The following is a 17,863-nucleotide window of genomic DNA, read 5'->3' as shown; positions in this document are numbered from 1 at the left end:
CTCCTGATATCCCAGGAGCCTGCATTTGTTTATTACCCGGTACGGCATCGCCCCCGACCCGGGACCGCACGCTGCCGGATCAGCCACGCCTCACGCGCTGGAGGACGGGCAATTGGGCCCCCGTCGGAACCGCGTCGGCTCCGCGCATGGTGACCTCCACCGCGCGGGCGACGACGGCGCTCAGCCCGCCGCCGTCGAGCGCCGCACCCGACCCCGCTTCTTCCCGTGCGCGCCGCTGCTGCTCAGCACCGGTGCCATGAGACAGGATCCGCATGACTCCTGCCCGGACCAGTTCCAGCTCACCCTGCTCCCGCAGAACCGGTTCGAGGTAGTCCACCAGGGCGTTCACGACGTCGGCGGCGGGGGCAGGCGTGAAGGTGCCGAAATGGAGGAGCTCACTGCGAAGCCCGCGGTTGCTGGCCTGCCAGGATGCCGTCCTCAGCAGGACGGTGGGAACCGGGATCGGATCAACGTCGTCCCGCCATTCCCGGCTTGCCGTTTCGACCAGGGCGCGGACCAGCACTGCGATAAGGGCCGCATCCTCCGCGCGGAGGCACACGTCCGCCACCCGCACCTCTACAGTGGGATGGTTCCGGGCCAGCCTGGCATCGAAGTAGATCATCCCCTCGTCAAGGAGCACTCCTGTTTCCAAGAGCCTGGCAACGGTACGCCGGTATACGGGCAAGGTGCCGAAGATCGCCGAAGGACCCGACGTCGGCAAGCGGTTCCAGGCTTGGGTGCGGTAGCTTTCAAACCCGGTCTCCACTCCGTTCCAGAACGGCGAATTGGCACTCAGGGCAACAAGGATGGCCAGCTTGTCCCGGATCCTGTCCAGCACGGCCACACCCTCCTCAGGGGATTCGATGAAGGTATGGACGTGGAAACCGCATGTGAGCAGCTCGTGCAGAGTAAGGCCGAAACGCTCCTTGATGGCCGCATACCGCGGGTCTGGTGTGGTGTGGGTTATGGAGGCAATGGGCGACGTGGCGAGTGCAGCCACACGCGCACCGTGCTGCCGGGCAGCCTGGTCCGCCATGGCCCGGCCGTCCCGGATCTGCTGGAGGAGCTCCGTATGGTCCCGGCAGGGCAGGGTCTGGGTTTCAATCTGCTCCAGCTTGAGCTCGGCAGTCAGTCCCCTGTCGCCCTCAGAATCCGGGGCGTCGTCGTCGGCAGTGGGGGGCCGGACGGCCAGCAGCGCGTCGGCCAACGCCAGCGGCTCCCCCGTGTCAGGGTCCACAATGAGCAGTTCTTCCTCCACGCCAAAGGTCCGCATAGATCCATTGTGCGTCAGTGCTCAGTGCAGGGCTTAGTCCTGGAAGTACTCGATCCGGGCGCCAAGCGCGTTAAGGCGTTCTGCGAGATCTTCATAGCCGCGCTCGATAACGTAGATGTTGCGGAGCTCGGAAACGCCCCGGGCAGCCAGCATCGCGAGCAGCAGGCAAGCCGCCGGACGGAGCGCAGGCGGGCAGCCCACTTCTGCAGCGCGCCACTTAGTGGGCCCGTTAACGTAAATGCGGTGTGGATCCAGCAGCTGTACCTGAGCGCCGAGCTTGTTCAGTTCTGTCAGGTAGATGGCGCGGTTCTCATACACCCAGTCGTGGATCATCGTCTGCCCCTCGGCGTTCCCGGCAATCACGGCGAAGAACGGCAGATTGTCGATGTTCAGGCCGGGGAACGGCATGGGATGGATTTTGTCCTGGGGAGCATGCAGCTCGGATGGCTTGGTTGTGACATCAACCAGCCGTGTGCGCCCGTTGCGGGCAAAGTACTCGCCGGACACCTCCAGCTCCTGCCCCATCTGCTCGAGGGTTGCCAGTTCGATCTCCATGAACTCGATGGGCACCCGACGGACAGTGACCTCGGAATTGGTTACAATGCCGGCCGTAATGAGGCTCATCGCCTCGATCGGGTCTTCTGACGGGAAATATTCGACGTCGGCGTCTATAGAGGGCTGGCCGGTGATCTTCAATGTGGTGGTGCCCACCCCCTCAATCTCCACGCCCAGCATCTGCAGGTAGAAGCAAAGGTCCTGAACCATGTAGTTGGGGCTGGCGTTACGGATGACAGTGGTTCCGCGGCGGTGTGCTGCGGCCATGATGGCGTTTTCGGTGACGGTGTCGCCGCGTTCGCTGAGCACAAAGGAGCGGTCTTGCTCATCCGATAGCGGGGCCTGGACTGCGTAAAATCCTGCGCTTGCCTCGACTGAAAGCCCGAATTGCCGCAGTGCCTGCATGTGCGGTTCCACGGTACGCGTGCCCAGATCGCACCCTCCGGCATAGGGGAGGCGATACTCTGCCGACTCATCCAGCAAGGGGCCCAGCAGCATGATCACACTGCGTGTGCGGCGGGCGGCTTCGGCGTCCATCGAGCCCAGGTCCAGAACTGCCGGCCTGCGGATCTGCAGGTCCGTGGCGTTGAGCCAGGTGCATTCGACGCCGATGCTGGTGAGCACCTCCACGATCCTGTTGACTTCCTCGATCCTGGCCAGCCTGCGGAGAGTAGTGGTCCCCCTGTTGATCAGGCTGGCGCAGAGAAGCGCAACTCCGGCGTTCTTGCTGCTGTTTACGTCCACCGAGCCGGACAGGGTGAGTCCGCCTTCCACCCGGAGGTGGGTCATCTGTGGCCGGCCCACTTTGACGATCGCGTGGCCGAAGATGGTTTCCAGCCGCTGGATCATCTTGAGGCTCAGATTCTGCTTGCCCTGTTCCATCCGGGCGATGGCGCTCTGGCTTGTTCCAAGCTCTGCGGCCAGCTGGCCCTGGGTCCAGCCTTTTTCCGTCCTGGCATCGCGAAGCATGGCGCCGACAGATTCCGCAGTCTCTTGAGTCATATCAAAAATATATCATCTATGAGCTGCAAACTCTGAGAAACGGCTGGTTTTGGGAGTAACGACACATTCTTACCCGTCTGGTGCGATACGAGACTGGGTACCGTTAACCGGTTGCCGCCCAGACCAGGTTCCACGTCCCTGCGCCGATCGCGGCAGTCACGGCGGCAGCAGCGATCACCGTTCCGCCCACGAGCACCCAGATGTCCAGCCTGCTGTACGTGGATTCACGCGCCCACGTTCGCTGGGCTCCGCCGAACCCCCGCGCCTCCATAGTGACCGCCAGCCTTGAAGCGCGCCGGATGGCCTGCACCAGGAGCCCGAAACTCTGGCCCAGCGTGGCCCGGAGCCGCTGCGAGGGAGTGCCGCGGGAACCTACTCCACGCGCGCGGCGGGCCATCCCGATGGTTTGCCATTCCTCCGCCATAAGCCCTACAAGGCGCATCGCAGCCAGAGTTCCCAGGACGAAGCGGTGCGGCAGTTTCGCTTTTTGGGCCAGGGCGTCGGCAAGGTCTGTAGGGTCGGTGCAGCTCATAAGCAGCACCGCCGGCAGTGCAATTGCCAGCCCCCGGAGCATAAATCCCAGCCCCAGTTCAAGGGAACCTGCGCTGATGGACCAGATGCCGACGTCGAGCAGTATCCTTCCGGTGTCCGGAGCCAGGATGGCGGTACTCCAGCCGCCCAGGGCTGCGGCGATGATCAGAGGCCAGCCCCGCTGCCACAGGAGCAATGGAGTCAGTCCTGCCAACGGGAACAGCAGCAGCTCGAAGCCCAGCGCCACAGTCGCCGAGACCCAGTCGATGGACAACGCCAGGACCAGCGTGATGAGGAAGACGGCGACAAACTTAGCCAGCGGGTTGGCGCGGCTGAGGAGCGATTCACCCCGGAGGGTCAGGGCTTCCCTCATGATGCCGCCATTTCCGGAGTCCCCATTGCGAGTTCGGTGCCGCCGAGGACCGAGGAGAATTCCTGGTCGTGGGTCACGGAAACCACTGCGGCTCCGGCGTCCAGGAGCTCGGAGAGGAAAGAGGCGAGTTCGGCCCAGGTGTTGGCGTCCTGGCCAAAAGTGGGCTCATCCAGCACCAGCACCTGCGGGTGGGCGGCCAGTACTGTGGCCACCGAGAGCCGTCGCTTTTCGCCTCCGGACAGTGTGTAGGGGTTGGCGTCCACGAGGGAAGTGAGCCTGAGCCGCTCCAGGAGTTCGTCGACGCGTTCCTCGCCATGACCCAGATGCCTGGGGCCGAAAAGGAGCTCGTCCAAGACTCTGCCGGTGACAAACTGGTGCTCAGGTTCCTGGAACACCGTGCCGATCCTGGAAATCAGCTGTTCGGCCTTCCACTTGTATGGATCAATTCCGGCGCCGGCGCTGAGCTCAAGGGTGGCAGATACCGCTCCGTCCACAGGCTTCAGCAGCCCGGCCAGCGTGAGGGCAAAGGTGGACTTTCCCGAGCCGTTAGGCCCCGTGACGGTCAGAGCTTCGCCGGCGCGAACCTGCGCCGATATCCCGCTTTGCACGGGTGTGGGAGGAAGCGTCTTGAAGCCGCGACGCCGGGGCTGTTCACGCGAGACCGCAAGCTCTTCCGCGGCAAGGAGCAGCTGGCCGTTACCGGTGCTGCCGGGGGGCAACGCAGCAACTGAACCCCGCGGGCGGGTCGCCGGAATATGGCCGGGAACCCAGACGCCCGCCCTGATCAGCATCTCCTTTGCCTGCTCCAGGACCCGGTCAGGCGTTCCGTCAATGAGCACCGCGCCCTCATTCGAAGCTCCCGGCTGCAGCACCACGATGCGGTCCACAAGGTCTTTCCACACCGCAACACGGTGCTCTACCACCACCAGGGTTGCGCCGGTCTTCTCCAGACAACGGCTCACGGCGTCACGGACTTCCAGCACCCCGGCTGGATCGAGGTTGGCGGTGGGCTCATCCAGCAGAATGAGTCCGGGACGCATGGCCAGGATGCCGGCGAGCGCCAGGCGCTGCTTTTGCCCGCCGGACAGGGCGGACGTCGGGTGGTCCAACGGCAAGTGAGCCAGCCCGACGTCGTCGAGCGCCTCATGCACACGTGCCCAGATCTCCGCCCGGGGTACTGCAAGGTTTTCGGCACCGAACGAGACGTCGTCGCCGAGCCGGGACAGGATCACCTGCGTTTCCGGATCCTGCTGCATTAGCCCGGCACGCCCGCGCTGGGCACGTGGCGGCTGGCTGTCAATGAGCAGCGAACCGGACTCGTCGGAGTCCCCGGCCTCGCCGTCGTCGTTCGTGTCGCCGAGCACCCCCGCGAGGGCGTGCAGGAGCGTGGACTTACCGGCACCCGAGGGGCCGAGCAGGAGCACCCGCTCCCCCGGGCGGATGTCCAGATCAAGCCCTTGGACGGCAGGGCTGGGCCTGCCGGCGTGCCGCCAGGCCCACCCTTGTGCCGTTACCCCGGCGGGGCGGACGCCGCCGTCGCGAATCGGAGTCATCAGGAGAAGACGGGCTCCGTCGCAGCCTTACGGGAGGCGAAGGAGCTCAAAACTCCGGTCTTCGCGAGGCCACGGGTGGCGATCCAGGACAGGGCCCCGGCAATGACGGCACCCGAGATTGCCGTGAACAGGATGTAGGCTGCCTTGTCGCCGGCTGCGTAGGCGATGTTCCAGCCCCAGGGCGCGAACGAATCGTTCAGGCCGCAGAACAGTCCCGCCCCGGCGCCGGCAAGCAGAGCGACCGGAAGGTTGAACTTCTTGTACACAAACGCCGCGAACACCAGTTCGGCGCCAAGGCCCTGCAGCAGGCCGGAAATCAGCACGGTGGTGCCGTACTGCGAGCCCATGAGGAGCTCGCCCGTTGCCGCCACTGTCTCGCAGAAGAGGGCCGCGCCCGGCTTACGGATGATGAGCATCCCCAGCACCGCGGGGATCATCCAGCCACCTGCGTAGAGCCCGGTCAGCGGCGGGTAAACCGCATTAAGCGGAGCCGAAACAACGTTGGCGCCCTGGGACCATGCCCAGAAGATCACGCCTCCGGCGACGGCAATCAGCGCCGCCACCACAATGTCCACAACGCGCCAGCTCTTTTTGCTGGCAGTGGGGGTCTGCTTTGCAGAAATTCCAGTCATGTCTTCCTCCTGAGGAACAGGAGGGGAAAGTGCTCCCCGGCTACCGCGGATTGCGCCGCTTCTGCCGGACACTCTGAGAACTCGACTCCCTTGCGCCGGTACTAACCGGATCAGGTTCGAGGGTCTGCGGCTGTCCGCACTCTCAGCGCCCATCCATCGCACTCCCGGAATCCCGGTGATGCCCGACGGCGGCGCTCCCCTGTCGTAATCAATCTGCCCTTGTGGGCGTTGTCCAGTTTACACCTGCGGTGATTGCGATCCCTGTGGCGGTGTCACAATCGGTGGCGTAGGACTCCTGCCGACTGGCGGGGCCTCTGGGTGCCGGTTGTCCGTTCCGATTGGGGGTATTGACCCGTTTCCCGCTGAGGGCTACGTTGACCCTGCAGCCACGGTTCAATGTAAGGGATGGACCATGAAAATCCTCGCAGCGGTTTCGATGGCGCAACTGCTTGTCCACGTTGCGGGCGCACGGAAGGCGATCCGTGACCGGGTGCCGTATGACACTCCGTCCGGGCGCGGGAAGCCCGAGAACGTCGCCCGGGACATGTGGAACCCTGCCCTAGGCAGCGGGATGGCCGCGCCGTGGCCGGTCCTTGGGGCCCAAGCTATTGGCATCCTGATGCTCTTTGGCAAGCCGCGGCCCTGGGTGGGGAGGGCCTTGGGATGGCTAGGCTTCGGGTACATCTACGGCTACCTGAGTGAGCGCAGCGTCCGGGCATCCTTCCGGCACCCCGATATGAAAACCACTCCCCTGACCGTCCTCGGCACCGTCCTCTCCATTGCCATGGCCCTGTCAGGTCTGTCACGGACTGAACGGTCCGATGACTTCGGCCCTCATGAGCTCGCACGCGACGGCGTGGCTCCGACGCTGAGAGAACACCTCGTGAGAAGGCTCCAACTGGAATCGCGAATTGAGCTTCAGGCTCCGGCTTCAAAGGTCTTCGACTTCGTTGCAGACCACACGAACGCTCCCCAATGGCAAAGCGGCATCGATGAGATACGGCGTATCACGCTGGGTCCTATCGGCGTTGGCACCGAGCATGAATTAACGCGGCGATTCGCAGGGATGAAGGTCGTCGCCCGTAACCGCTTCATTGCATACGAGCCCGGCCGCTTCGTCGCCTTCGAGATTCCCTCGGGCAAGATGACCGGAGTCGCCTCCTATCTGGTCGAGCCCACCGGCGCCAACACCTGTCGGCTCATCAGCAATGTGGATTTCCAAGTGACCGGGCTGGCCCGGTTCGCCATACCCCTTCTGACGCTGATGTTCAAGCGAGACGACGAAAAGGCGCTAGCCAACCTTAGGGCCCTGGTGGAGCACGCCTGAGCCGATGATTGGTCCCCCGATTCCCTCTTGTCAGTTAGTCCGAACGGTGGGAATCTGCTCAGAGAAGAGAGGTCCGTGAGGCTATGGCAGAGAGCACGGAGATCGACAGCGGTGCTGTCGATGAACTACAGACATCCTTTCGGGGTGAACTCCTCCGGCCGGATGATGTTGGTTACGACGCCCATCGCAAGGTGTGGAACGGATCGATTGATCGCTATCCCGCACTCATAGCGCGCTGCACCGGTGTCCCAGATATACGCGCTGCCCTCCGGCTCGCCCGCTCGCAAGACCTGCTGGTCGCCGTGCGGGGAGGCGGTCATAGCTTCCCTGGGCTGTCAGTGTGCGACGACGGCATGCTTATTGATCTCGGTCCCATGAAAGGGATTCGAGTGGACCCCGAGGCCGGAACGGCCCGTGTTCAAGCCGGCGTACTCCTTGGCGAGCTGGATCGCGAGACGCAGGAGTTCGGTCTCGCTGTTCCTTCGGGAATCGTCACCCACACCGGAGTGGCGGGCCTCACGCTGGGCGGCGGCCTCGGGTGGGTCATGCGCAAGTACGGGCTGACGATTGATCAGCTTCTGTCCGTAGATGTGGTCACCGCCGAAGGCGGACTGGTCAGGGCCAGCGAGGATCAGAACGCCGACCTCTTCTGGGGCGTGCGGGGCGGTGGCGGGAACTTCGGCATAGTCAACCAGTTCGAGTTCCGCCTTAACCCTGTGGGCCCCTACGTAATGGCGGGTCCGGTCTTCTGGCCGATGGAAGATGCTCCGGAAGTGCTGCGCTTTTATCGGGACTGGATCGGGGACTGCCCCGACGGGCTTATGACCATCGCGGTGCAGAGAAGGGCGCCGGCGCTGCCGTTCGTCCCCACTGACCTGGTCGGAAAGCACGTCATCGCGATCGCGGCCTGCTATGCGGGACCGGTCGAGGACGGTGAACGAATCGTGCGGCCTCTCAAGGAATTCGGTTCCCCCGTGCTCGATCTTTGCCGGCCGAAGCCTTATCTGGAGCATCAGAAGATGTTCGATCCATCGTTCCCCCATGGCTGGTCCTACTACGTCCGGTCCTGTGACGTCGCAGCGCTGGACGACGACGTCATTGACATCGTCGTCGAGCATGGCATGCGCATCACCTCGCCGATCACCAGCATCGGTCTCTGGCAGATGGGCGGAGCGGTGGGGCGTGTCGGAGACGGTGCCACCGCGTTCAATGGCCGCCAAGCCGGGTTCACCTTCAACATCAACGGCAACAGCATGACCGCCGACGGCTTCGATGCTGAGCGCGAATGGGCCCGCAACTACTGGGCGGCCCTCGAGCCCCACCACACCAGCGTCTACGTCAACTTCCTCATGGAAGAGGGCGAGGAGCGGGTCAGGCAGGCCTACGGTGCCGCCAAGTACGACCGGCTCAAGGCACTCAAGCGCAAGTACGACCCGACGAACTTCTTCAGGCTCAACCAGAACATCAAGCCCGGCTGACGGCGTTACCAGTTGACTCCCTGACACGCTTATGATCCTGAGATGGGGGAAATGCGAAGCAAGGACGTGCCCGCGCGCGGCAAGCAGATTTACGTTGAAATCCTGATCCACGCCCCGATGGAAAGACTTTGGGAGCTGAGCCAGGACCCGGACCTCCATCCGCGCTGGGATCTCCGGTTCTCCAGGATCATCCCGACGGGCCTTGGCAACGACGGGCATTCACAGTTCCGGTATGAGTTCCGGCTGCCGTTTTACGCCATCAGTGGCATCGGCACATCGCTGGGCAATAAAACGACAGCAGGCGGACAGGCGACGTCGGTGCTTAAGTTCTCCACCAGCAACCCTCTCTCGCCGATCGGTCCCGGCTCGGGCTACTGGCGTTACGTACCCGTGGATCAGGGCATCCGCTTCATCACCGGCTACAACTATGCTCCCGGCATGGGCGCCATCGGGCGAACGCTGGACGCACGGTTCATCCGCCCCGGTCTCGGCTGGGCGACATCGTTAAGCTTTGACCGGCTTCGTCTGTGGGCCGAGTCGGGCGTTGATCCGGCCCGGAGCCGCAACGCGTGGTTCCTTGACGCGGCAGCGCGCACCGCCGGCCTCGCCGGAGCGGCGGCGCTCCTTCGCCATGCTGTTGCGGCACGCACGGCTTCCGCGGCGGCACTTGGCGTGACCCTTGGCGCTTTGGCCCTGACGCTGCCCTCCCATCCAACGGTGCCCAAGGCAAAACGCTGCCTTCGTCAGCCACCGGACAGGGGTCCGGCGGAAGCGCCGGCGTCACTGAAGACACTGCCGGAACCGGACCACAGGACCCAGCGACAACTTGAGGGGGCAGGGGTATGACCTCCATCTTCGCGACGGCCCTGGGCCCGGATTTCCACCGGCTGCACCCGATGCTGCAACGGCGCTTCGGCGTGGACCTTGGCTTAGGCTATGCCTGCATCGGAAGCGGCAACTTCTCGGAAGTGTGCCGCGGGGCGTGGTGGACTGTTCCTTTCCTCCGCTTCGGCGCTTTCCGGAACATCCTCTTTCCAGACCAGGGGAAGGACATCCCCTTCACCATCGAAAACTACCCCTACGTTGATGGCTTTGGGCGCCCGACTGTGACCTTCGTGCGGACCATGACTGTGAAGCCGGGCAAGAAACGCCGGTTCGATGCCACCATGATCTACAGCGAAGAAACGGGCGGCATTGTGGACTACCTGGGGACGCACCAGCATCTGGCCACAGATCTGAAGCTCGAAGTCCTTCCGGACGGGTCCCTCCACCTGAGGTCCGAAGGGCAGCGCTTCTACGAAGGCAGGCTGGGTTTCACCTTTCCCGCTTTCCTGACGGGGACAGCTGATCTGTTCGAAGCTTATGACGATCAGCGCGGCGTGTTCACCATCCAGATGCAGGTCCGGAACCCTGTCTTCGGTTTCCTGTTCGGTTACCGCGGCGAGTTCACGTGTACCTTTCCGCCTGTGTCAGCGGAGGGGATGCCTGCCCGTCTCAGACCTGTCCGAGAGGAACGGCGGGAGTAGCAGCCTCCTAGCTGGCAGCGTCGTCACGGGCAGTAGCCTCAAGGGCGGCTGCCTCCCGGACAGCAGCCTCACGCGCGGCGGCTTCAAGCCGGACCCGGTGAGTCACCCACTCGTCGCTGCTGCGTACCGAGAGATTCGGATCGCCCGTCCGCTGGCCTGCAGAGCCGTCAATGAGTTCGCGGAGGATATCGGCGTGCCCCAGGTGATGGGCGGTCTCCACGCACATATGGACAAGGATCTGGTGGAGAGTCACCCGGCGTCGTTCTTCCGGCCACCACGGAACCTCACCTGAGGCATCCAGCGGGAGCGCCGCGATGGTGGCATCGGTATGTGCAGCGGCGAAATGGTGCAGCTCGATGATCTCCTCGCGCGTTTCCTCAGGGGCCGCCCACAGATCGGCGTCCGGTTCTGCGTCATCGCTCAGCCAGGGCAGGTCGCGTCCGCTGGGCCGTCCGAAGACCAGCCCGAAGTAGTCCAGTTCAACGCTTGCTACATGCTTGACCAAGCCCAGCAGGTTGGTGCCCGTAGGCGTCATTGGCCTGCGGGCATCGTATTCGCATAAGCCGTCGAGTTTTCCCAGGAGGTTGGCCCTGCGGGTGCTCAGGTACTGGTGCAGAATCCCCTTGTCGTCCATAGCGGGCACTATACAGCGCCCCTCTGTGCCGCCCTTGGCCGAACTCCGTCGACGATGCCGTTAGTCTAGGGGAAGTCCCGTTTCCTCCTGTTTTACTGTTAGGAGCCCCTGGAAATGAGTTTTTTCATCAAGTTGCTTGGTACGGGCATCAGCCTGCTGGCCGGTTATGCCGGGACCAAGGTAGTGGATGCGGCCTGGGAAAAGGTCACCGGCCGGAAGCCTCCCAAGGGCGACAAGGATGACGTACCCACCACGCTCCGCACAGCATTGACGTTTGCGCTGGTCTCCGCGTCGGTCAGCGCCATCATCCAGGTCCTCGCGAACCGCGGAACCCAGCGGGCTATCACCCGTTTCGCCAAGACCCAGGACATCGTTTAGGGCTTGCCAGGCGGGCTGCCGCTCACCGCTCATGCGGGGTCGTCGCCGTCCTCTGAGGCGAACTCCGCTGTGTCCTTGGCGGCTGCCTTCTGCACCACGGCTTCCAGCTCGTCGGTACTGAGCAGCTCGCGGTGGAGGTGCTTGGTCCGGTAACCTGCCCGGCCCACCATGTGCGCCGAGACCGGAACGGTCAGCAGCTGGAAGATCCAGGCAAGGAGCAGTACCGGCCAGACCCACCATGTCCGCAACTGCAGCCCCACAGCGGCCAGCAGCAGGAAGAGCCCCAGCACCTGGGGTTTGGTGGCGGCGTGCATGCGGCTCATGAGGTCCGGGAAGCGCAGCAGCCCGATGGCAGCCCCCAGCGACATCGCCGCACCCACCACCATAAAGACGGCCGAGACGGCGTCGATCACCGTGTCCACAGTGGTATCAGGAGTCACTGGGCTGCTCCCGCCGGTCGGCCACAAAACGGGCCACAGTGACTGATCCTATGAAGCCGATGACAGAGACGGCCACAACAAGCATCAGGTTGTTCAGGTGCCGGTTGACGGCCATGTCAATGCACAGCGCGGCTCCCAGGATGGCCAGCAGGACGTCCGCAGCAAGCACCCGGTCCAGGAGCGAAGGGCCAACGGCAATCCGGACGATCGCCCCTGCCGCAGCAAGGGACAGGGTCACTGCAGTTATCACCAGAATAAGCTGCATCATGCGCCAACCTCCTGTTTGAGTGCCGCGAGTTCTTCTGCTGTACCCATGATCCGGATCAGTCCGGCTTCCGCCTCTCGGACAGACCTGCGGAACTTGACGACGTCGTCGGCGTTCCGCACGTTCAGGGCGTGGACGTAGAGCGTGGAGGTGGACCTGTCCACTTCCACCACGAGAGAACCGGGGATCAGGGAGATGACGTGACCGGTAGCCGTCACCATGAGGTCAGAGTGGCTGCGTAGGGGGACGGCGACGACGGCGTTGGTCACCTTGGGGCCGCGGGCGACGGCGAGGTAGAAGACCTGGAAACTGGCTGCCGCTACTTTTGCAAGGAACTGCAGCGCAAACGGAATGGCCTGCAGAATGCTGAACCGGCCGCTCAACTCCACCGGAGGAAGGTAAAACATGCGGGCCACGAGCACGGCCAGGACAGCGCCGAACAAGAGGTTTCCAGGGCTGAAGTTTTGCCACAGCGCGCCCCAGACGAACACGAGCCAGACGAGCAGCGGCAGTTCCTGCCGCAGCGACACACGTCGGCGGCTCATTTGTTTGCTCCTGAGAGTGCTGGCTCCGGTGACTCAGCCGCCCCTGAAGCCGGCGGTTCTGAATCAGGCAGGGCAATCGCAGGGACCGGCGCGTTGTCCCCGAGCACGGCCTGGATGTAGGACGTCCTGTCCAGCATGTCCTGCGCGGACTGATCGGCTACCTTGAAGATCGGGCCGGCAAAGACTGTCAGCCCTATGCCCAAAAGCACCAGCGCCATGGTGGAGCCCACCATGGTGCGCGGCAGCAGCACGACGTTCTTGCGCCCGTGCCGCGTTCCAGTGTCCGCGTGCCCGGGAGCCGCGAGGAGCACGGGATCAGGGTGTTCCGCGTCGCTGGGCTTCCGCCAGAAGGCACGGTTCCACACCCTCGCAACGGCCAGCAGCGTGAGAAGGCTTGTGAGCACCCCGCCGATGACCAGGGCGTAGGCGAGGGGCGTGCCCAACTGAACGCCCGCCTGCATCAGGCCCAGCTTGCCGAGGAAGCCTGAAAACGGTGGAATGCCGGCGAGGTTCATGGCCGGAACGAAGAACAGGAGTCCCAGCAGCGGTGACAGCTTGGCCAGGCCGGCCACCCGGTCCATCGAGGAACTCCCGCCACGGCGTTCGATCAGGCCAGTGACGAGGAACAGGCTGGTCTGGATGGTGATGTGGTGCGCAACATAGAACACCGCGGCGCCCAAGCCGGCTACCGAGGACATGGCAAGCCCAAACACCATGTAGCCGATGTGGCTCACCAGCGTAAACGACAGCAGACGCTTGATGTCGCTTTGAGCCAGGGCGCCGAGTATGCCCACCACCATGGTCAGCAGCGCGGCTATCATGAGCGGGGCATTGAGGGTGTCTCCCGGGAAAAGGAGAGTTTCCGTCCGGACGATGGCGTAGACCCCTACCTTGGTCAGCAAGCCGGCAAAGACGGCGGTGACCGGAGCAGGTGCCGTCGGATACGAGTCCGGAAGCCAGAAGGACAGCGGGAACACCGCGGCCTTGATGCCGAAGGCCACCAGGAGCATAACGTGCAGAAGCGTACGCGTCCCGGGATCGAGTTCGGCAAGTTTGATAGCGAGGTCGGCCATGTTGATGGTGCCTGTGGCCCCGTAGATCATGGCGATGGCGATCAGGAACAGCACGGAGCTCACCACCGACACCACGACGTACGTGACGCCTGCCCGGATCCGGGGGCCGGTTCCGCCGAGGGTCATCAGCACGTAGCTGGCTGTGAGCAGGATTTCGAAGCCCACATAAAGGTTGAAGAGGTCACCCGAGAGGAAGGCGTTGGAGACGCCGGCCACGAGGATCAGGTAGGTGGGGTGGAAAACGGAGAGCGGGGCGTCCTGGTCGCCGTCGGCCATTCCCTGTCCGGTTGCATAGACCAGCACCGCCAGGCTCACCGAGGACGACACCACCAGCATCAGGGATGAGAACTGGTCCACCACCAGCACGATTCCCCACGGCGGGAGCCAGCCCCCAATGTTCACAGCGGCGGTCCCGCCGTTCCAGACGGAGGCCAGCAGGACGCACTCCAGCAACAGCGTGAGGGACAGGAGAGTAATGCTCACCACCCGTTGGGCCCGGGAGTGCCGGATCAGCACGAAGGTGAGGGCAGCTCCCAGGATGGGAAGTACGACGGCGAGCGGCGCAAGGCTGGCAATGTTCACTTTCCGCCTCCTCCCGGTCGGGGGTCGATGTTGGTGGAACCGGGTTTTTCCTCTGCCGCCGCGTCCTCAACCGTCAGCACCGCACTGCCCGCCCGGACAGTGTCATGAGGGTGTGGATCTCCGCTGCCTCTATCGTTGCCCGGGGGCCTGTTGGAGACTGCCCGTCCGTCGGTGCCGAGCATAGTGAGCGGAAACTCAGAGGTTTCCACGGGAACTTCCGCGTCGTCTTCGGCATCGTAGCTGGGGGTTTCGGCGACACGGAGGTCCTCGAGGTCGTCCTGGATCTCGTCCTGCCGGCCCAGCACCCAGGTGCGATAGATGATGCCCAGCATAAAAGCGGTGACGGCAAACGAAATCACAATCGACGTCAGGATCAGCGCCTGCGGTAAGGGGTCGTTGTAGTCACCCGGCGCCGTATCTTTGCTGAAGATCGGCGCCAGCCCGGCGTACCCACCCGTAGTGAGGATGAGCAGGTTGGTGGCGTTAGCCAGGAGCATCAGGCCTAAGAGGACGCGGGTAAGGCTGCGTTCGAGGATCAGGTAAATGCCACAGGCGTACAGCGCACCCATGACTGTGAGCAGCGTCAGGTTTACACTCATGCCTTGCCCTTTGCTGTGGTTTCAGCCGTGGTTCCGTCGGGTTCCTGCTCGGCTGTTGGCTCCGCTGGTTCTTCCTCGAAGTGTTCGTCGATTTCAGCCCCCAGGCTTCGCAGAACGTCCAGGACGAGCCCTACCACCACGATGTAGACGCCGATGTCGAAGATGGTGGAGGTGACAAACTTGATATCGCCAAAGACGGGCAGCCACAGCTCGATAATGGCCGTCTGGAAAACCTGCCCGCCGAGCAGCAGCGGGACAACTCCGGAAGCGGCCGCCGTCGCCAGGCCGGTGCCCAGCAGGGTGCCGGCGCTGATGGGGGTTGCCTCACTGAGTTCGAAACGGCCGCCGGCCAGGTACCTGATGGTCAGGGCGAGGCCCGCCATCAGCCCGCCGGCAAAGCCGCCGCCGGGCAGGTTATGGCCTGCCAGCAACAGGTACAAGGAGAAGATGATCATCGAGTGGAACAGGAGTCGTGTCACCACCTCGAAGATGATGGAGCGGCGTTCGGGGGCGAGCGTCCGGCCGGCAACAAGCCAGGCGTCGCGGGTTGATGCCGCGAATTTGCGGCTCAGTTCCAGGGCCGCGCTGTCACGGGAGTTACGCACGACGCTGGTCCGCCGGCCCACCGTTCCTGCCGCGACCGATGATGACGCTTTGATGCCGTCACCCCGGCCCCGGATGAAGATCAGGCTCGCTACGCCGGTGGCGGCGAGCGCCAATACCGAAATTTCGCCGAAGGTGTCCCAGACCCGGATGTCAACGAGCGTGACGTTGACCGTGTTCAAACCGCCACCGCCTTCGTACGCCAGTCTCGGGAAGGCAACCGAGACCGGCTCGGCGATTCGGGCACCCATGGCATAGATGCCCACGAAGATCATGGTGATTCCAAAACCGATACCGATGATCACGCGGGTAATCCTGTACTTGCCTCCCGTTCTGTCCCGCAGCTCAGCCGGCAGGCTGCGCATGGCAAGGACGAAGGCAACCAGGATGATGGTTTCCACCAGCATCTGCGTCAGGGCAAGGTCCGGAGCGCCCTGGAGTGCGAACATCAGTGCGATTCCATAGCCCGTGACGGACACCATGAGCACGGCCAGGAAGCGCTTGTTGGCCTTCACCGCGGCCAGCGCTCCGATCACGATCCCCGCGCCCACCACTATCTGCAGCGGTGAGTTGGGGTCGATGAAATACAAGTCACCGGGCAGTGGTTTGTTGGCCGCGACGAGAGCGGCCAGCGGCAGGACAAACGCTACAGACAGAATGACGGCGAGGTAAAAATACAGTGATCCTCGCTGGGTGCGCCCGGTGACCCAGACTGCAACGTCGTCCAGTGCGCCGATGGTCAGCTGGTAGGAGCGGTCGCCGTCGATCCAGCCCGGGACCCTCTCCTGAAGACGGGAGAGGGCGGCGCGCCAGCGGAACATGGCCCAGCCGAGCACAAAGGTGACTCCCGTGAGGCCCAACGCCAGCGTGAAACCGTGCCAGAGCGCAAGGTGGCCTGCCTCGCCGGCCACACTGCCGCCGTCGGCTCCTCCTCCGTCTACGCTGCCGGTACCGAAAAGGGCCGCGTAAGGCTGCAGCCATCCGTCAACGGGCACAGGCCAGAGGCCGTACGCGATCGTCAGCAGGCTCAACACTGCAGGTGCCGCCAGGAACGATGGCCTGATGGGCTTGAACTGTGTGCGTTCAACGCCCGGCTTGGTGGCGAAGGCTCCCCACATAAAGCGCGCGCTATAGGCGAACGTCAGGACCGAGCCCAGCACCAGCCCGATCAGCACCACATAACCCCAGACCGGCGATTGCCCGGCGCCTGGCGTTGCAGCGTGGTGCACGAACGCCACGAACACTGACTCCTTGGCGACAAATCCCGCCAGTGGCGGCACTCCCGCCATGGACGCGGCGGCCACGGCAGCCACAATGCCCAGGGCGCGGGATGAGCTGAAAACACCGGAGAGTTTGTTGATGTCCCGCGTACCTGATTGGTGGTCGATAATGCCCACCACCAGGAACAGCGTGGCCTTGAACAGCCCGTGGGCCAGCAGCAAAGCGAGTCCCGCCAGGGCGGCATCCGGCTTGCCCAGGCCCACCACCATGATCAGGAAGCCGAGCTGGCTGACGGTGCCGTAGGCCAGGATGAGCTTGATGTCGGTCTGCCGCAGCGCCCGGTAGCCGCCTACCAGCATCGTGGCCAGGCCCAGCCCCAGCACCAGCGGCAGCCAAAAGCTTGTTTCCGCGAAGCCCGGAGCCAGCCGGGCCACCAGATAAACGCCGGCCTTGACCATTGCGGCTGCATGCAGATAAGCACTCACCGGCGTCGGGGCCGCCATGGCTCCGGGGAGCCAGAAGTGGAAAGGGACCAGAGCGGACTTTGTCACCGCGCCAACCAGAATAAGTACGACGGCGGCACTGACCGCCCCGGCGGCGTTCCCTGTTATCAGTGCCGGAGCCTGCTCCAGAATGGCTGAGATCCTGTACGTGCCGGCATTGTGGCCAAGGATGATCAGGCCAACCAGCATGCTCAAGCCGCCCGCCGTCGTGACCACGAGGGCCTGGAGGGCGGAGCGGCGGGCGGACAGCCTGGTCCTGGCGTAACCGATCAGCAAATACGACAGGACAGTGGTGAGCTCCCAGAAAATGAACATCAGCAGCAGGTCATCGGCAGTGACCAGGCCGAACATTGCGCCGGCGAATGCCAGCAGTTGGGCCCCGAAGCCGCCCAGATCGCTGTCCTTGTCCTTGAAATAGCGGGCGCAGTACACGAGCACCAGCGATCCGATTCCAAGGACCAACAGCGACATCACCCACGCCAGGGCGTCCAGCCGGAAGGCCAGTTCAAGCTTGAGCTCAGGGATCCAGGGAATCACCTCGACGGCGGCCCCTGGTTGCGCCGCTTGTCCGGCGGACGCCGAGTACACCGAAGCATGCTGGAGGATCAGCCAGAGGAACGATGCGGCGGGAACCAGGGCCAACGCGTAGAACGAATTCCTGCCGAATTTCCCGAACAAAAAGGGCGCCAGTGCAGCCACCGCAAAATGCACGGCAAGGACTGTAATCACTGGTATCTCCGCAACGTCAGGAATTCGATTATCAAAGGTTG

17 protein-coding genes and 1 riboswitch are annotated in these 17,863 nt (G+C 63.8%); of the genes, 5 read left to right on the top strand and 12 right to left on the bottom strand.

Features of this window, described 5'->3' with window-relative positions; all coding sequences use genetic code 11:
- Positions 1-79 precede the first annotated feature (79 nt).
- From M1E05_RS02500 to M1E05_RS02480, 5 genes are all read right to left on the bottom strand, one after another.
- Positions 80-1,273 carry a glutamate--cysteine ligase 2 gene (locus M1E05_RS02500; protein ID WP_458112341.1) on the bottom strand — a complete coding sequence of 398 codons (1,194 nt, stop codon included), beginning with the start codon at positions 1,271-1,273 and terminating at the stop codon, positions 80-82.
- Between the two features lie 33 nt (positions 1,274-1,306).
- Positions 1,307-2,830 carry a UDP-N-acetylglucosamine 1-carboxyvinyltransferase gene (locus M1E05_RS02495; protein WP_461164334.1) on the bottom strand — a complete coding sequence of 508 codons (1,524 nt, stop codon included), beginning with the start codon at positions 2,828-2,830 and terminating at the stop codon, positions 1,307-1,309.
- Between the two features lie 103 nt (positions 2,831-2,933).
- On the bottom strand, positions 2,934-3,734 hold the full coding sequence (locus M1E05_RS02490; protein ID WP_461164333.1) for an energy-coupling factor transporter transmembrane component T family protein: 801 nt from the start codon (positions 3,732-3,734) through the stop codon (positions 2,934-2,936).
- Positions 3,731-5,287, bottom strand: a complete 1,557-nt coding sequence (locus M1E05_RS02485; protein ID WP_461164332.1) for an ABC transporter ATP-binding protein — start codon at positions 5,285-5,287, stop codon at positions 3,731-3,733. Before M1E05_RS02485 ends, M1E05_RS02490 begins: the two co-directional genes overlap by 4 nt.
- Entirely contained in the window at positions 5,287-5,919 is a 633-nt protein-coding gene (locus M1E05_RS02480) for an ECF transporter S component (protein WP_461164331.1), read from the bottom strand. Before M1E05_RS02480 ends, M1E05_RS02485 begins: the two co-directional genes overlap by 1 nt.
- 69 nt (positions 5,920-5,988) lie before the next feature.
- Positions 5,989-6,130, bottom strand: a riboswitch (TPP riboswitch).
- A 201-nt stretch (positions 6,131-6,331) separates the two neighbouring features.
- Between M1E05_RS02480 and M1E05_RS02475 the strand changes: the two genes are divergently transcribed.
- The 4 genes from M1E05_RS02475 to M1E05_RS02460 all read left to right on the top strand — a co-directional run bounded on the left by M1E05_RS02475 (position 6,332) and on the right by M1E05_RS02460 (position 10,250).
- The gene (locus M1E05_RS02475; protein WP_458112346.1) at positions 6,332-7,246 is read left to right on the top strand and encodes an SRPBCC family protein; all 915 of its coding nucleotides are present in this window, start codon (positions 6,332-6,334) and stop codon (positions 7,244-7,246) included.
- Between the two features lie 83 nt (positions 7,247-7,329).
- Positions 7,330-8,724 (top strand): FAD-binding oxidoreductase, encoded by a 1,395-nt coding sequence (locus tag M1E05_RS02470; protein ID WP_461164330.1) that lies wholly within the window; start codon positions 7,330-7,332, stop codon positions 8,722-8,724.
- Positions 8,725-8,766: 42 nt separating this feature from the next.
- On the top strand, positions 8,767-9,570 hold the full coding sequence (locus M1E05_RS02465) for an SRPBCC family protein (RefSeq protein ID WP_461164329.1): 804 nt from the start codon (positions 8,767-8,769) through the stop codon (positions 9,568-9,570).
- Positions 9,567-10,250, top strand: a complete 684-nt coding sequence (locus M1E05_RS02460; RefSeq protein ID WP_461164328.1) for a DUF4166 domain-containing protein — start codon at positions 9,567-9,569, stop codon at positions 10,248-10,250. The genes M1E05_RS02465 and M1E05_RS02460 overlap by 4 nt, the downstream gene beginning before the upstream one ends.
- A 7-nt stretch (positions 10,251-10,257) precedes the next feature.
- On the opposite strand, the gene M1E05_RS02455 is transcribed toward M1E05_RS02460, so the two are convergent.
- Complete coding sequence (locus M1E05_RS02455) at positions 10,258-10,884, bottom strand: DinB family protein (RefSeq protein ID WP_458112350.1); 627 nt, start codon at positions 10,882-10,884, stop codon at positions 10,258-10,260.
- 114 nt (positions 10,885-10,998) lie between these two features.
- Here M1E05_RS02455 and M1E05_RS02450 point away from each other — a divergent pair, with 114 nt between their 5' ends.
- Positions 10,999-11,262, top strand: coding sequence for a DUF4235 domain-containing protein (locus M1E05_RS02450; RefSeq protein WP_309106262.1), 264 nt, complete (start codon positions 10,999-11,001; stop codon positions 11,260-11,262).
- A 29-nt stretch (positions 11,263-11,291) separates the two neighbouring features.
- On the opposite strand, the gene mnhG is transcribed toward M1E05_RS02450, so the two are convergent.
- From mnhG to M1E05_RS02420, 6 genes are read right to left on the bottom strand one after another with little or no spacing between them, the layout of a single operon-like run.
- Positions 11,292-11,702 carry a monovalent cation/H(+) antiporter subunit G gene (gene mnhG, locus M1E05_RS02445; RefSeq protein ID WP_458112351.1) on the bottom strand — a complete coding sequence of 137 codons (411 nt, stop codon included), beginning with the start codon at positions 11,700-11,702 and terminating at the stop codon, positions 11,292-11,294.
- Entirely contained in the window at positions 11,692-11,970 is a 279-nt protein-coding gene (locus M1E05_RS02440) for a monovalent cation/H+ antiporter complex subunit F (protein WP_458112352.1), read from the bottom strand. Before M1E05_RS02440 ends, mnhG begins: the two co-directional genes overlap by 11 nt.
- Positions 11,967-12,512 (bottom strand): Na+/H+ antiporter subunit E, encoded by a 546-nt coding sequence (locus tag M1E05_RS02435; protein WP_461164327.1) that lies wholly within the window; start codon positions 12,510-12,512, stop codon positions 11,967-11,969. Before M1E05_RS02435 ends, M1E05_RS02440 begins: the two co-directional genes overlap by 4 nt.
- Positions 12,509-14,167 carry a Na+/H+ antiporter subunit D gene (locus M1E05_RS02430; protein ID WP_461164326.1) on the bottom strand — a complete coding sequence of 553 codons (1,659 nt, stop codon included), beginning with the start codon at positions 14,165-14,167 and terminating at the stop codon, positions 12,509-12,511. Before M1E05_RS02430 ends, M1E05_RS02435 begins: the two co-directional genes overlap by 4 nt.
- Positions 14,164-14,766: a Na(+)/H(+) antiporter subunit C gene (locus tag M1E05_RS02425; RefSeq protein WP_461164325.1), complete on the bottom strand. Its 603-nt coding sequence runs from the start codon at positions 14,764-14,766 to the stop codon at positions 14,164-14,166. The genes M1E05_RS02430 and M1E05_RS02425 overlap by 4 nt, the downstream gene beginning before the upstream one ends.
- Positions 14,763-17,822: a Na+/H+ antiporter subunit A gene (locus M1E05_RS02420; RefSeq protein WP_461164324.1), complete on the bottom strand. Its 3,060-nt coding sequence runs from the start codon at positions 17,820-17,822 to the stop codon at positions 14,763-14,765. The genes M1E05_RS02425 and M1E05_RS02420 overlap by 4 nt, the downstream gene beginning before the upstream one ends.
- Positions 17,823-17,863: the final 41 nt, after the last annotated feature.

The organism is Arthrobacter sp. R4-81, from assembly GCF_054792365.1.
This window is presented reverse-complemented; position numbering and strand designations above follow the sequence as displayed.